General features: G+C 72.3%; 8 protein-coding genes and 3 pseudogenes. 9 read left to right on the top strand and 2 right to left on the bottom strand.

Annotated features, from left to right (window positions below; translation table 11 throughout):
• The first annotated feature begins 173 nt into the window (after positions 1-173).
• From ACIG87_RS23300 to dapF, 3 genes are read left to right on the top strand one after another with little or no spacing between them, the layout of a single operon-like run.
• Complete coding sequence (locus tag ACIG87_RS23300) at positions 174-1,004, top strand: hypothetical protein (protein WP_396853171.1); 831 nt, start codon at positions 174-176, stop codon at positions 1,002-1,004.
• A 17-nt stretch (positions 1,005-1,021) separates the two neighbouring features.
• A complete protein-coding gene (miaA, locus tag ACIG87_RS23295; RefSeq protein WP_396853169.1) occupies positions 1,022-1,912 on the top strand; it encodes a tRNA (adenosine(37)-N6)-dimethylallyltransferase MiaA in 891 nt (296 codons plus the stop codon).
• Positions 1,913-1,919: 7 nt separating this feature from the next.
• Positions 1,920-2,756 carry a diaminopimelate epimerase gene (gene dapF, locus ACIG87_RS23290; protein WP_396853168.1) on the top strand — a complete coding sequence of 279 codons (837 nt, stop codon included), beginning with the start codon at positions 1,920-1,922 and terminating at the stop codon, positions 2,754-2,756.
• Between the two features lie 189 nt (positions 2,757-2,945).
• Here the strand turns inward: dapF and ACIG87_RS23285 are convergent, their stop codons facing one another.
• On the bottom strand, positions 2,946-4,418 hold the full coding sequence (locus ACIG87_RS23285) for an NAD-dependent malic enzyme (RefSeq protein WP_396853166.1): 1,473 nt from the start codon (positions 4,416-4,418) through the stop codon (positions 2,946-2,948).
• Between the two features lie 148 nt (positions 4,419-4,566).
• Between ACIG87_RS23285 and hflX the strand changes: the two genes are divergently transcribed.
• The gene (gene hflX / locus ACIG87_RS23280; protein WP_396853165.1) at positions 4,567-6,045 is read left to right on the top strand and encodes a GTPase HflX; all 1,479 of its coding nucleotides are present in this window, start codon (positions 4,567-4,569) and stop codon (positions 6,043-6,045) included.
• 48 nt (positions 6,046-6,093) lie between these two features.
• A complete protein-coding gene (locus ACIG87_RS23275) occupies positions 6,094-8,133 on the top strand; it encodes a hypothetical protein (RefSeq protein WP_396853164.1) in 2,040 nt (679 codons plus the stop codon).
• A gap of 41 nt (positions 8,134-8,174) precedes the next feature.
• Here ACIG87_RS23275 and lexA read toward each other — a convergent pair whose 3' ends face one another.
• The gene (lexA, locus tag ACIG87_RS23270) at positions 8,175-8,957 is read right to left on the bottom strand and encodes a transcriptional repressor LexA (protein WP_396853162.1); all 783 of its coding nucleotides are present in this window, start codon (positions 8,955-8,957) and stop codon (positions 8,175-8,177) included.
• 596 nt (positions 8,958-9,553) lie between these two features.
• Between lexA and nrdR the strand changes: the two genes are divergently transcribed.
• From nrdR to ACIG87_RS23250, 4 genes and pseudogenes are all read left to right on the top strand, one after another.
• Positions 9,554-10,042, top strand: a complete 489-nt coding sequence (nrdR, locus tag ACIG87_RS23265; RefSeq protein WP_396853160.1) for a transcriptional regulator NrdR — start codon at positions 9,554-9,556, stop codon at positions 10,040-10,042.
• Between the two features lie 81 nt (positions 10,043-10,123).
• Positions 10,124-10,600: pseudogene (locus tag ACIG87_RS23260) on the top strand (vitamin B12-dependent ribonucleotide reductase); the annotation flags it as partial.
• Positions 10,601-11,482 (top strand): annotated as a pseudogene (locus tag ACIG87_RS23255) (LAGLIDADG family homing endonuclease); the annotation flags it as partial.
• Between the two features lie 177 nt (positions 11,483-11,659).
• A pseudogene (locus tag ACIG87_RS23250) lies at positions 11,660-14,083 on the top strand (vitamin B12-dependent ribonucleotide reductase); the annotation flags it as partial.
• Positions 14,084-14,228 lie beyond the last annotated feature (145 nt).

Here is a 14,228-nt window from a genome sequence, read left to right as displayed (position 1 = left end):
CCAGCCAGGCCGATCCTCGCGGCCGGGGCGGCCAGCCGGGCCGATCGTCGAGGTGCCTCGCGCCCTCGGTGGGTCAGCCGGGCCTGCGGTGGGCCGGGCGGGCCGGCAGTGGGTCAGCGGCGCTGGCGGTGGGCCGGGCGGGCCGGGCGGTGCCGGGCCGCTAACGTTGCCTGGTGCCCCTGGTCGCCGCCGCCGTCTGCCCGCACCCGCCGCTGATCGTGCCCGAGCTGGCCGGTGCCGCCGCGCCCGAGCTGGCGGAGCTGCGCACCGCCTGTGCCGCCGCCGTCACCGCCCTCTACGCCGCCGGGGCGAGCACCATCGTGCTGGTCGGCTCCGGCGAGCACACCGCCGAGCTGGACCTGCCCTGCCAGGGCAGCTTCGCCCCCTGGGGACTGCCCCTGGCGGTGGGGCTCGGCGCGCGGTCGGCCGGTCCTGCCGTCCTGCCGGGCCGCGCCGGCGAGGTGGGCCGGGTGGGACGGTCGCCCGGTGGTGCGGACGGTCGCGTCGAGTCGTCGATCGGGGTCGACGGCACCCGTCGGCTGCCGTTGAGTCTGCTGGTCGGGGCCTGGCTGGTCGACCGGGTCGCGCCGTCGTCGCCGACTACCTGGCGGATGGTGAGCGTCGCACCGGACGAGCCGGTCGACCGGTGTGCCGCCGTCGGGGCCCGGCTCGGGGTGGACGGGCCGTGGGCCCTGTTGGCGCTGGGGGACGGCTCGGCCTGCCACGGCCCGAAGTCACCCGGCTACGAGGACCCGCGCGCCGGGGCGTACGACGGCGGGGTGGGTCGGGCGCTGGCCGACGCGGACGCCGACGCGTTGCTCGGCCTGGACCCGGGGGTGTCGGCGGAGCTGCTGGTCGCCGGCCGGCCGGCCTGGCAGGTGCTGGCCGGCGCGGTCCGTGCGGCCGGCGGCGACTGGCGGGGCGAGCTGCGCCACCACTCGACCCCCTACGGCGTCGGCTACCTGGTGGCCTCCTGGGCGCGGGCGGGCGGGCCGGCGTGGTGAGCGGCACGGTGGTCGCCGTGGTCGGGCCGACCGCGGCGGGCAAGTCGGCGCTGAGCATCGCCCTGGCGCACGCCCTCGACGGCGAGGTGGTCAACGCCGACTCGATGCAGCTCTACCGGGGCATGGACATCGGCACCGCCAAGCTCACCCCGGCCGAGCGGGACGGCGTGCCGCACCATCTGCTGGACATCTGGCCGGTCACCGCGCCGGCGAGCGTCGCCGAGTACCAGCGGCTGGCCCGCGCGGCGGTCGACGACATCCTGGCCCGGGGGCGGGTGCCCCTGCTGGTCGGCGGCTCCGGCCTGTACGTGCGGGCGGTGCTGGAGCAGTTCGAGTTCCCCGGCACCGATCCGGCGGTACGCGGGCGGCTGGAGGCGGAGCTGGCGCACCTCGGCCCGGCCCCGCTGCACGCCCGGCTGGCCGAGGCCGACCCGGTGGCGGCGGCCGGCATCCTGCCCGGCAACGGTCGACGGATCGTCCGGGCCCTGGAGGTGATCGAGCTGACCGGGGCGCCGTTCACCGCCTCGCTGCCCGACCCGACGCCGTACTACCCGGCGGTGCAGCTCGGCGTCGACCTGGACACCGCGCTGCTCGACGAGCGGATCGCGCTGCGGGTCGACCGGATGTGGGCCGACGGGCTGGTCGCCGAGGTCCGGGGCCTGCTCGGGACCGGCCTGGCCGACGGCCGGACGGCCAGCCGGGCCCTCGGCTACCAGCAGGTGCTGCGCCTCCTCGACGGGGAGACCGACGAGGCGCAGGCCCGCGACGAGACGATCCGGGCCACCCGGCGTTTCGTCCGGCGGCAACGTTCCTGGTTCCGCCGCGACCAGCGGGTCCACTGGCTCGACCCGACGTCGCCGGCGTTTGTCGACACTGCGCTGCGGGTGGTCGCCGAGCATCGGCAATGATGGGGGCGTGGAGTTCACCAAGGGTCACGGCACCGGCAACGACTTCGTCATCCTGCCCGATCCGGACGGCGCCCTCGACCTGACACCCGGCCTGGTCGCCGGGATCTGCGACCGGCGGCGCGGCCTCGGCGGCGACGGCGTGCTCCGGGTGGTGCGCGCGGCGAAGCACCCCGACGGGGTTGCCCTCGCCGACGCGGCCGAGTGGTTCATGGACTACTGGAACTCCGACGGCTCGTTCGCCGAGATGTGCGGCAACGGGGCCCGGGTCTTCGTCCGCTACCTGCTGGCGACCGGGCTGGCCACGCCGGTCGACGGGGCCCTACCGGTGGCCACCCGCGCCGGCCTGGTGCGGGCCCGGGTCGACGGCGACACCATCGCCGTCGAGATGCGCCGCCCCCGGCTGTACGACGCGTCGAGCGCCGTCCTGGGCGGGCTGACCCTGCCCGGCACGGCGGTGGACGTCGGCAACCCGCACCTGGTCTGTGCCCTGCCGGCCGGCATCGACCTGGCCGACCTGGATCTGACCCGTGCGCCCGAGTTCGACCCCCGGGTCTTCCCGCACGGGGTGAACGTCGAGTTCACCGCACCCGGCGACGCGGTGGACGGCACCGACGGCCACGTGCTGATGCGGGTCTACGAACGCGGCTCGGCCGAGACCCTCTCCTGCGGCACCGGTGCCTGCGCGGTCGCCGCCGTGGCCCTGCGCGACGCCGCCCGGGGCACCGGCACGGTGACGGTCGACGTCCCCGGCGGCCGCCTCACGGTGACCGTCACCGACGACTCCTGCTGGCTGTCCGGCCCCGCCCTACTAACCGCCACCGGCACCCTAACCCTCCCCACCTAACCCCACCCCACCCCACCCTTCCCTCCCTCCCCCTCCCACCTCCCCCTCCCACCCGCCCCTCGACATGTTGATCAAGAGGTTTACGTCACCGAAGCAGCGGAGGATGACGTAAACCTCTTGATCAACGGCGGCAGGTGGGTGGGTGGAGGGGGAGGTGGGAGGGAGGGGTGGGGTGGTGGGGGTAAGGGGTTAGGGGGTGGCGCTGGCGGTGGCGGCGATCTCGGGGAGGTCGGCGGGGCCGGGGTCGGCGGCGGGGGGTGGGGTCACGGCGGGGTTCTGGGCGGCGGCGCGGACGGCGGCGGCGACCGCCGGGGCGACCCGGGAGTCGAAGACGCTGGGCACGATCACCGTCGGGTTGATCTTGTCTTCGCCGACCACGTCGGCGATGGCACGAGCCGCCGCGATCGCCATCTCCTCGGTGAACTCCTCGGCGTGTGCGTCGAGCATGCCCCGGAACACGCCGGGGAAGGCGAGCACGTTGTTGATCTGGTTGGGCTGGTCCGAGCGGCCGGTGGCGACGATCGCGGCGTGCTTGCGGGCCTCCCGGGGGTCGACCTCCGGGTCCGGGTTGGCCAGCGCGAAGACGATCGCGTCCTTGGCCATGGTGGCGACGTCGTCCCCGGTGAGCAGGTTAGGGGCGCTCACCCCGATGAAGACGTCCGCGCCCCGGACCGCGCCGGCCAGGTCGCCGGCGTAGTTTTCCCGGTTGGTGTTCTCCGCCAGCCACTGCCAGGCCGGGTTCAGGTCGGCCAGGCCGCGGTGCAGGGCGCCCTGCCGGTCGTACGCGATGATGTCGCCGACGCCCTGGCGCAGCAGCAGCTTCATGATCGCGGTGCCGGCCGCGCCGGCCCCGGAGACGACCACCCGGACGTCGGCGAGCTGCTTGCCCACCACGCGCAGCGCGTTGGTCAGCGCGGCCAGCACGCAGATCGCGGTGCCGTGCTGGTCGTCGTGGAACACCGGGATGTCCAGCAGATCCCGCAGCCGGGCCTCGATCTCGAAACAGCGCGGCGCGGCGATGTCCTCCAGGTTGATCCCGCCGTACGCCGGGGCGATGGCCTTGACGATCGCCACGATCTCGTCGGTGTCCTGGGTGTCCAGCACCACCGGCCAGGCGTCCACCCCGCCGAAGCGCTTGAACAGCGCCGCCTTGCCCTCCATCACCGGCAGCGACGCCGCCGGGCCGAGATTGCCCAGGCCGAGCACCGCCGAACCGTCGCTGACCACGGCGACCGTGTTGCGCTTGATGGTGAGCCGGCGGGCGTCCGCCGGGTTCTCCGCGATCGCCATGCAGACCCGGGCCACCCCCGGGGTGTACGCCCGGGACAGCTCGTCGCGGGTCCGCAGGCCGACCTTCGAGTGCACCTCGATCTTCCCGCCCAGGTGCAGCAGGAACGTCCGGTCGGAAACCTTGCGCACGTCCACGCCGTCGAGCGCGGTCAGCGCCTCGACGACCTGGTCGGCGTGGCCGGCGTCGGCGGTGTCACAGGTGAGGTCCACGATCACGTGGGTCGGGTCGGAGTCGACCACGTCCAGCGCGGTGACGATCGCACCGGCCTCGCCGACCGACGTGGTCAGCCGGCCGATCGAGGAGGCGTCCGCGGGGACCGCGATCCGGATCGTGATCGAGAATCCGGCACTCGGCAGTCTGGTGATGGCCACGGAAATACCTCCGTCGTCGCTGGCGGCTCGTCAGCATTTCTACTCGCCCGCCACGGTCCGGTGGCAGCCGCCCCCGCGTTCGGCGACCTGTACCACGGGCATATAGCTGTCGCATTCCGCGTTGACGCATGTCAGGATTGCTCGGTACATGCACAGAACGGACAGGAGACGCAGCTTGCGCGACCAGGAGACCCACACCCCCTTCTCGGACGACGACCTCGACGCCACGACCGGTGAGTACGAGCTGTCGGAGCGGCAGGCGTTGCGGCGGGTCCCCGGCCTCTCCACCGAGCTGACCGACATCACCGAGGTCGAGTACCGCCAGCTCCGGCTGGAGCGGGTCGTCCTCGTCGGGGTCTGGACCGAGGGCAGCCAGCGTGACGCCGACAACTCGCTGACCGAGCTGGCGGCGCTGGCCGAGACGGCCGGCTCGCAGGTGCTCGAAGGGCTGATCCAGCGCCGCAGCCGCCCCGACCCGGCCACCTACGTCGGCCGGGGCAAGGTCGACGACCTGACCGCGGCGGTGCTCTCCTCCGGTGCCGACACGGTGATCTGTGACGGTGAGCTGTCCCCGTCCCAGCTGCGCAACCTGGAGCAGCGCACCAAGGTCAAGGTGGTCGACCGCACCGCGCTGATCCTCGACATCTTCGCCCAGCACGCCAAGAGCAAGGAGGGCAAGGCCCAGGTCGAGCTGGCCCAGCTCGAATACCTGCTGCCCCGGCTGCGCGGCTGGGGCGAGACGCTCTCCCGGCAGAGCGGTGGTTCCGGGCGCGGCGGCGGCGCCGGCGGCGGCGTGGGCCTGCGCGGCCCCGGCGAGACCAAGCTGGAGACCGACCGGCGGCGCATCCGGCACCGCATCGCCCGGCTGCGCCGGGAGATCAAGGCCATGAAGACGGTACGCCAGACCAAGCGCGCCCGCCGGTCCCGCAACGCCGTTCCCGCCGTCGCCATCGCCGGCTACACCAACGCCGGCAAGTCGAGCCTGCTCAACCGGCTCACCGGCGCGGGTGTACTGGTGGAGAACGCGCTCTTCGCCACCCTGGATCCGACCACCCGGCGGGCGACCACCTCCGACGGGCGGCTGTACACGTTGTCCGACACGGTGGGTTTCGTCCGGCACCTGCCGCACCAGATCGTCGAGGCGTTCCGCTCGACGCTGGAGGAGGTCGCCGAGGCCGACCTGGTGGTGCACGTGGTCGACGGCACCCACCCCGATCCGGAGGAGCAGGTCCGCGCGGTCCGCGAGGTGCTCTCCGAGGTCGGTGCCGACCGGCTGCCCGAGCTGCTGGTGGTCAACAAGACCGACGCCGCCGACGAGGAGACCCTGCTGCGGCTCAAGCGGCTATGGCCGGACGCGGTCTTCGTCTCCGCGCACAGCGGACGGGGGATCGACGGGCTGCGCGAGGTGATCGAGCAGCGGCTGCCCCGCCCGGCGGTCGAGGTTCGCGCGGTGCTGCCGTACTCCCGGGGGGACCTGGTGGCCCGGCTGCACCGGCAGGGCGAGGTGCTCAGCACCTCCCACCTACCCGAGGGCACGTTGCTGCACGTCCGGGTGGGGGAGGCGCTCGCGGCCGAGCTGACGCCGTTCGTGACGGTGGGTGATCCGGCGGTTGCCGGCAGCCGGTGAGCGCTCCGGTGCGACCTGAGGTTCATCGCGGCATGCGACACTGACGCCATGCGCCGCGCTGTCTCCTCGGTCACGGTTGCCCTTGCCCTGTTCGGCGCGGCCGTGGCACCTGCTGCTGCCGCCGGGGCGGCACCGGTCTCCGCTGTCCCCGTGGGGGCGGCACCGGTCTCTGCCGCACCCGTCGGCAAGAAGAAGTGCACGGTCACCGACGAGCGACTGCGGGAACTGTCCGGCCTGGTCGCCACAAAGACCGGCTACATCGTGATCAACGACGGCACCCTCCAGGAGAGCCGTAAGCGGGTCTTCTTCCTCGACACCAAGTGCAAGATCGCCAAGGAGCCGGTGAAGTACTCCGGTGACGGCCCGTTCGACACCGAGGACCTGGCCCTCTCGCCGGACGGCAAGACCCTCTGGATCGCCGACACCGGTGACAACGTCACCAGCAAGGAACGGCGTACCCGGGTCGCGGTCTGGACCATGCCGGTCAGCGGGTCGAAGCAGCCGGTGCTGCACCGGCTGTCGTACCCCGAGCGCAAGCCGCACGACGCGGAGGCGCTGCTGATCGGTGCGGACGGGCTGCCCCTGGTGATCACCAAGGTGCCCAGCGGGAAGGCGGAGATCTACACCCCGGAGGGGAAGCTCGACAGCGGGGGCAACGCCGAGCCGGTGCCGATGAAGAAGGTCGGCGAGATCACGTTGCCGAAGACCACCACCGACAACCCGCTGAACATCATCGGCCGGGTGGCCATCACCGGGGCGGCCCGCTCGCCCGACGGCAGCAAGGTGGTCCTGCGCACCTACGCCGACGCCTTCGAGTACGACGTCAGCGGCGACGACATCGTGGCCGCCCTGACCACCGGCAAACCCCGGGTCACCGCGCTGGCCGACCCGTTCGGCGAGGCCATCTCGTACACCCCTGACGGCACCGGGTTCGTCACCGTCTCCGACGGCGGGGAACTCGCCCCGGAGGACCCGATCGACATCCTCGGCTACACCCCGTCCACCAAGGGCGCCGAGCCGGCCGAGGGTGCGGCGGCGGCCAAGCCGGTGGCCGAGCAGTCCTGGTACGACACCATCAGCCTGGACCAGCTCACCTACCTGATCGGCGCGGTCGGCGCGGTCGGCGCCCTGCTGGTCGGGGCGGGCATCGTCGGGATCGTGCGATCCCGGCGGCGGGCCGCGACGGTCGACGACGAGCCGGACGGTGCCGACGACGAGGTCTTCACCTCCGGTGCCGTCCCCCGGGCCGAGGGTTACCCTGCGGAGGAGCCGCCCCGGGGCGCTGAGCTGGCCGCGGACCGGCCGCGTGGTGGTGGCGGCGTCTACGGCGCTCCGGCCCCGGTCGGTGGTGCACCCGCCCGCCCGGCCGGTGGCGCGGTCTACGGCGGTGGCCGGCCCCCGGCCGCGCCCGGCCCGGTTCCCCCGGCTGGTCCGGTTGGTCCGGGGGGTGGCACCCCACCGGGCGCTGGACGTCCGGCGGGTGGCGGTGTCTACGGTGGCGGTCGCCCCGTCGGCGGTGGGGTCTACGGTGCCGCCCCGGCTGGTGGCCCGCCGGCCAACGGTGTCGGTCCTCGCGGCGGTGCCCCGGGCGGAGGTGCCCCACGCGGCGCCTCCCGGGGCGGTGCGCCGGCCGTTGCCGGTCCGCGCGGCGGTGTTCCGGCGGGTGGGCGTGGCGGTGCTCCGGTCGGTGGACGTGGTGCTCCGCCGGAGGGCCGTGGCGGTGCCCCGGTGGGTGGACGAGGTGCGCCGGCCGGTGGACATGATGGCATTCCGCCGGGTGGGCGCGGTGCCGCGCCGGCCGGTGGGCGCGGCGGCACTCCGCCGGGTGGGCGCGGTGCCGCGCCGCCGGGTGGGCACGGCAGCATCCCGCCGGGTGGGCGCGGTGCGGGCCCGGCTGGCGGCCGGGGAGGCCCTCCGGCGGATGGGCGCGGTGGGGACGGCGTCTATGGCGGTGGCCGGGCCGAACCGCCACGCCGTGCGGCGGGTCCTCGTGAGCCGCGTTCCGGACGGCGCCACGACGACGGCCACGACGACCGGCGGGGCGGCCAGTACGGCCCGCCTCCCGGCCGCAGCGGCGAACGCTACTGACGAGCGTCGGCCGCCTCCCCCGGAGGCGGCCGATCGGGTGGTCAGATCCGGCGGAGCACGGCGACGACCCGACCCATGATGGTGGCGTCGTCGCCGGGGATCGGGTCGAAGGCCGGGTTCTGCGGCATCAGCCAGACGTGGCCGTCGCGTCGCCGGTAGGTCTTGACGGTCGCCTCGCCGTCGAGCATGGCGGCCACGATGTCGCCGGCCTCGGCGGTCGGCTGCTGCCGGACCACCACCCAGTCGCCGTCGCAGATCGCCGCGTCGAGCATCGAGTCGCCCTTGACCTGGAGCATGAAGACCTCGCCCTCACCCACCAGCTCGCGGGGGAGGGGGAAGACGTCCTCCACCGCCTGCTCGGCCAGGATCGGCCCGCCGGCGGCGATGCGGCCCAGCATCGGCACGTACGCCGGGGTGGGGCGCTGGGCGCGGCTCAGCTCGTCGTCGGCGTCGCCGGGGGCGCGGACGTCGACCGCGCGGGGGCGGTTGGGGTCGCGCCGCAGGAAACCCTTCTTCTCCAGCTCCTTGAGCTGGTAGGCGACGCTCGACGGGGAGACCAGGCCGACCGCCTCGCCGATCTCGCGGACGCTCGGCGGGTAGCCGTGCCGCTCCACCCAGCTGCGGATGAACTCCAGGATGCGGCGCTGCCGGGCGGTGAGGTCGACGGTGGTCGGGTCGGGGAAGCCGCTGACCACCGGCGTGACCGGGCGGACGGCCGGCTGGCCGGTCCGGCTGCGGGCGGCACGGGGGCGTCGCGTGGCCGGCGGACCCGCCTCGGCGATCGGCTGCGGGTTCTTCTGCCGGCTGGCCCGGTCCTCGGTCACGTCCGTCCTCCCTGGTCGGCGCTGGGTGCCTTGGCGGCTCGTGGTGCGTGCGGGGTGTCGCGGTGCCGGACCGACGTGGTGCGCCGTGCCCGGTCGTTCATGACCGTATAGGTGAGATCGGTCATTTTCAAACATCTGTACGACGCGTCTCGGCGTGTCGGGTGGAAAGACTGGCATCTCATGCGCCTGTTCTGCTAGATCGTACGTCCTCCTCGAACTCGTGTTCGACCGGTCGGTGGTGTCCCGGGTCGGTCGTCCGGTCCCGGGAGGTGGCCGGACGGCCGGTAACCTCCCGGCGGTCCGGTCGGTTGGAGCTGTCGGCGTCCGGGTGCGGCCGGGGTGCCGGGCGGCGGGCGGGCGGCTCGGGCGTGACGCGCCGGACACGCCGGCAACTTGACCCGACCCGGTCGGCGGCCTACGGTCGACCCCTAGATGTAGTAGTCACATGGGCGTAAGTTGCCCACAGGTTGGGTTCGACTACCCACCGCACTCCCGTATCGTCGATGACGGCGGCGGCCGGCGAAGCCGGCCCTGCCGGGTCGACGCGTGCCCGGAGGCGGGTGGGCGGGCCCCGGGTCGATCAAGGAGGTCAGGCGATGCGGTGTCCGTACTGCCGGCACGCCGACTCCCGGGTGGTCGACTCCCGCGAGGCCGACGACGGTCAGCTGATCCGTCGTCGGCGCTCCTGCCCGGAGTGCGGCAAGCGGTTCACCACGGTCGAGGAGGCCGTGCTCGCGGTGGTCAAGCGCAGCGGGGTGACCGAGCCGTTCAGCCGGACGAAGATCATCGGCGGGGTGCGCAAGGCATGCCAGGGCCGGCCGGTCGACGAGGACTCCATCGCGCTGCTGGCGCAGAAGGTCGAGGAGACCGTCCGGGCCAAGGGGGCCGCCGAGCTGCCGAGCCACGACGTGGGGCTGGCGATCCTGGGCCCACTGCGCGACCTGGACGAGGTGGCCTACCTCCGCTTCGCCAGCGTCTACCGCTCGTTCGACTCACTCGCCGACTTCGAGCGCGAGATCGAGACGCTCCGGGCCGCCGCGCAGGCCCGCGTCGACGCGGCCGACGCCGCGGACCGTACCGACTGACAGCTTTTCTGACAGCGACGACTTCGATTCTGACAGTGACGACGCGTGGCGGGTGGCCGCGCAGACGAGGGGGCCGATGAGATGGCGGGGGACGGCGTGACAACCAGCCGGTCGCGGGCGGCGAAGAACGGCGCGGTGACGGGCCTCAAGGTGCAGCGGGTCTGGACGACCGAGGGCGTGCACCCGTACGACGAGGTGGCGTGGGAGCGCCGCGACGTGGTGATGACCAACTGGCGGGACGGCTCGATCAACTTCGAGCAGCGCGGGGTGGAGTTCCCCGAGTCCTGGAGCGTCAACGCGGCGAACATCGTGACCACCAAGTACTTCCGGGGCGCGGTGGGGACCCCGGAGCGGGAGTGGTCGCTCAAGCAGTTGATCGACCGGGTGGTCACCACCTACCGCGCCGTCGGCGAGCAGCACGGCTACTTCGCCAACCCGGGTGACGCGGAGATCTTCGCGCACGAGCTGACCTGGATGCTGCTGCACCAGGTGTTCAGCTTCAACTCGCCGGTGTGGTTCAACGTCGGCACGCCGTCGCCACAGCAGGTCAGTGCCTGTCTGCCGTACGACTCCCTGGTCAGCACCCCGGCTGGGTTGGTGCCTATCGGCAAGCTCGTCGAGGACGGGTCCGTCGGCACCAAGGTGTACGACGCGAACGGCCTGACCCGGATCGTGGCGGTCAAGGCCAACGGGGTACGTGACGTCCTCCGGTTGCACACCAAGGCGGGTTACACCCTCGACGTCACCCCGGACCACGTGGTCTGGCAGAGCACCGGTACCGGTACCGGCCGGTGGGTCGAGGCCGGCACGCTGGCTCCCGGTGACCAGCTCGAGTGGCACCGTACCTACGCCTACGGCGAGACCGAGCTCGACCTGCGGGAGATCCGCGAGGCCGCGCTCGCCGGCTGGTTGCAGTCGGACGGCTTCGTCGGTCAGTACACCGAGGGTACGAACCGGTCGCTGACCATCGAGGCGATGACCGTCAACGACGACGAGTTGGACTGGGTCACCGGCACCCTCGACGAGGTCTTCGCCGACGCGCACCGGCACGAGCGCCCGGTGGCGACGCAGAGCGACGAGCTCGACTGCCGCCGTACCCGCCTCTACGGCGAGCACCTGCGCCCCTTCGTCGACAAGTGGGATCTGCTGACCCGTGGCGTCGACATGACGGTGCCGGAGCGGCTCTTCACCGCCCCGCTGCCGGTTGTCGCCGGCTACCTCCGCAGCATCTTCCAGGCCGAGGGCTACGTGTCGGCGCGGGAGAGCTCGACGCTGGTCGCGGTCGACATGATCTCGGAGAAGCTGATCCGGGGTGTGCAGAGCCTGTTGCTGCGCTTCGGGATCTTCTCCCGGGTCGGATACAAGGCAGACCCCCGTCCCGACCGGAAGGGCTGCTGGTCGGTTCGGATTCAGAACGACGGCGACCGGGACCTGTTCGCCACGCACATCGGTTTCATCGGCGTCGACAAGATGGCCAAGCTCGAACAAGGCTTCGCCAAGCCGGGCCGGCCGGCCAACGACGCCAAGCGGGTGGAGATCGACCGCGTCGAGCCGCTCGGTGCGATGGAGGTCTACGACATCCAGACCGAGAGCGGCGAGTTCCTGGCCGGCAACCTACGGGTGCACAACTGTTTCATCCTTGCCGTGGACGACTCGATGGATTCCATCCTGGACTGGTACAAGGAGGAGGGGCTGATCTTCAAGGGCGGCTCCGGCTCCGGGGTCAACCTGTCCCGGATCCGCTCCTCCCGCGAACTGCTCTCCTCCGGTGGGACCGCCTCCGGCCCGGTCAGCTTCATGCGCGGCGCGGACGCCTCCGCCGGGACGATCAAGTCCGGCGGCGCCACCCGGCGCGCGGCCAAGATGGTCATCCTCGACGTGGACCACCCGGACATCGAGGAGTTCGTGACCACCAAGGCGCGCGAGGAGGACAAGATCCGCGCGCTGCGGGACGCCGGCTTCGACATGGACCTCGGCGGCAACGACATCGTCAGCGTCCAGTACCAGAACGCCAACAACTCGGTCCGGGTCTCCGACGAGTTCATGGCGGCGGTCGAGAGCGGCGGCGGCTTCGACCTGCGCGGCCGGCTCGACGGGCAGACCATCGAGACCATCGACGCCCAGAAGCTGTTCCGCACCATCGCCCAGGCCGCCTGGGAGTGCGCCGACCCGGGTCTGCAGTACGACGACACCATCAACGACTGGCACACCTGCCCGGAGACCGGCCGGATCACCGCGTCGAACCCGTGCTCGGAGTACCTGCACCTGGACAACTCCTCGTGCAACCTGGCCTCGCTCAACCTGATGAAGTTCCTCCGCGCCGACGGCGGCTTCGAGGTGGAGAAGTTCGTCCGGTCGGTCGAGTTCGTCATCACCGCGATGGACATCTCGATCTGCTTCGCCGACTTCCCGACCGAGAAGATCGGCGAGACCACCCGCGCCTACCGGCAGCTCGGCATCGGCTACGCCAACCTGGGCGCGCTGTTGATGGCCTCCGGCCTGCCGTACGACTCGGAGCAGGGCCGCTCGGTGGCCGCCGCGATCACCTCGCTGATGACCGGCACCGCGTACCGCCGTTCGGCCGAGCTGGCCGCGATCGTCGGCGCGTACGACGGCTACGCCCGCAACGCCGAGCCGCACAAGCGGGTGATGCGCAAGCACGCCGCCGCCAACGACGCGATCAAGCCGGCCGGCACGGTCGCCACCGCCCTGCAGCGGGAGGCCACCAGGCAGTGGACCGAGGGCAACAAGGTCGGTGACCGGTACGGCTGGCGTAACTCGCAGGCCGCGGTCCTGGCGCCGACCGGAACCATCGGCTTGATGATGGACTGTGACACCACGGGCGTCGAGCCCGATCTGGCGCTGGTCAAGTTCAAGAAGCTGGTCGGCGGCGGCTCCATGCAGATCGTCAACCAGACCGTTCCGCGTGCCCTGCGCAGCCTCGGCTACCCCGAGGAGCAGGTCGAGGCGATCATCGAGCACATCGCCGACCACGGTCACGTGGTGGACGCCCCGGGCCTCAAGCCGGAGCACTACCCGGTCTTCGACTGCGCGATGGGCGAGCGGTCCATCGCCCCGATGGGCCACGTCCGGATGATGGCGGCGGTCCAGCCGTTCATCTCGGGCGCCATCTCGAAGACGGTCAACATGCCGGAACAGGCGACCGTCGAGGACGTCGAGAAGATCTACTTCGAGGGCTGGAAGCTCGGCCTGAAGGCGCTGGCGATCTACCGGGACAACTGCAAGGTCGGCCAGCCGTTGTCGGTGGCCAAGCCGAACAAGACCGCCGCGCCGGCCGTCGTCGAGGCGCCCGCACCGGCGGCGGTGGAGAAGGTCGTCGAGTACCGCCCGGTGCGCAAGCGGCTGCCGAAGAAGCGCCCCTCGGAGACGGTCTCCTTCTCCGTCGGCGGCGCCGAGGGCTACCTCACCGCGTCGTCCTACCCGGACGACGGCCTCGGCGAGGTCTTCCTCAAGATGTCCAAGCAGGGCTCCACCCTGGCCGGGGTGATGGACGCCTTCTCGGTGGCCATCTCCATCGGTCTGCAGTATGGCGTCCCGCTGGAGACGTACGTCAGCAAGTTCACCAACATGCGTTTCGAGCCGGCCGGCATGACCGACGACCCGGACGTGCGGATGGCCGCCTCGGTGATGGACTACATCTTCCGTCGCCTGGCACTGGACTTCCTGCCGTACGAGCGCCGTGCCGAGCTGGGCATCTTCACCGCCAAGGAGCGGGCCGCGCAGCTGCGGGCCGAGGCCGAGGCGGAGGCGAACGGCACCGACCTCACCGCGATGGCGTCGTCGGCTCCGGTGGAGACGATCGAGCCGAGGACCGGCCCGGTGGCCCAGCCGGCCCAGGAGTTGGCCGACGTGGCCGCCAGCAAGCCGGCCCCGGCCGTGGGTTCCTCCACCGAGTTGCTGGAGGCCGTGATCGGCAAGGCCGCCGACGCGCCGCTCTGCTTCACCTGCGGTACGAAGATGCGCCCGGCCGGTAGCTGCTACGTCTGCGAGGGCTGCGGCTCCACCAGCGGTTGCAGCTGACCTACGCGTCGAACGGGAGGGCCGGCACCGGGCGGGTGCCGGCCCTCCCGCCTCGTGTTTTGACCATCGGGGGGATTCGTAGTGGTCTAGGTCTAGCGATATGGGGAGGACCCTGTCCATGATCTGAGTTTCCAGACAAAGATCA

The organism is Micromonospora sp. NPDC051925 (genome assembly GCF_044548625.1).
Classification (GTDB): Bacteria; Actinomycetota; Actinomycetes; order Mycobacteriales; family Micromonosporaceae; genus Micromonospora.
The sequence above is the reverse complement of the archived record's forward strand: the minus strand, read 5'-3'. Positions and strand labels throughout refer to the sequence as shown.

Coding starts and splice junctions, on each gene's coding strand:
- hflX (WP_396853165.1), top strand. CDS start 4,567: ATGCACAGAACGGACAGGAGACGCAGCTTGCGCGACCAGGAGACCCAC.
- nrdR (WP_396853160.1), top strand. CDS start 9,554: ATGCGGTGTCCGTACTGCCGGCACGCCGACTCCCGGGTGGTCGACTCC.
- ACIG87_RS23275 (WP_396853164.1), top strand. CDS start 6,094: ATGCGCCGCGCTGTCTCCTCGGTCACGGTTGCCCTTGCCCTGTTCGGC.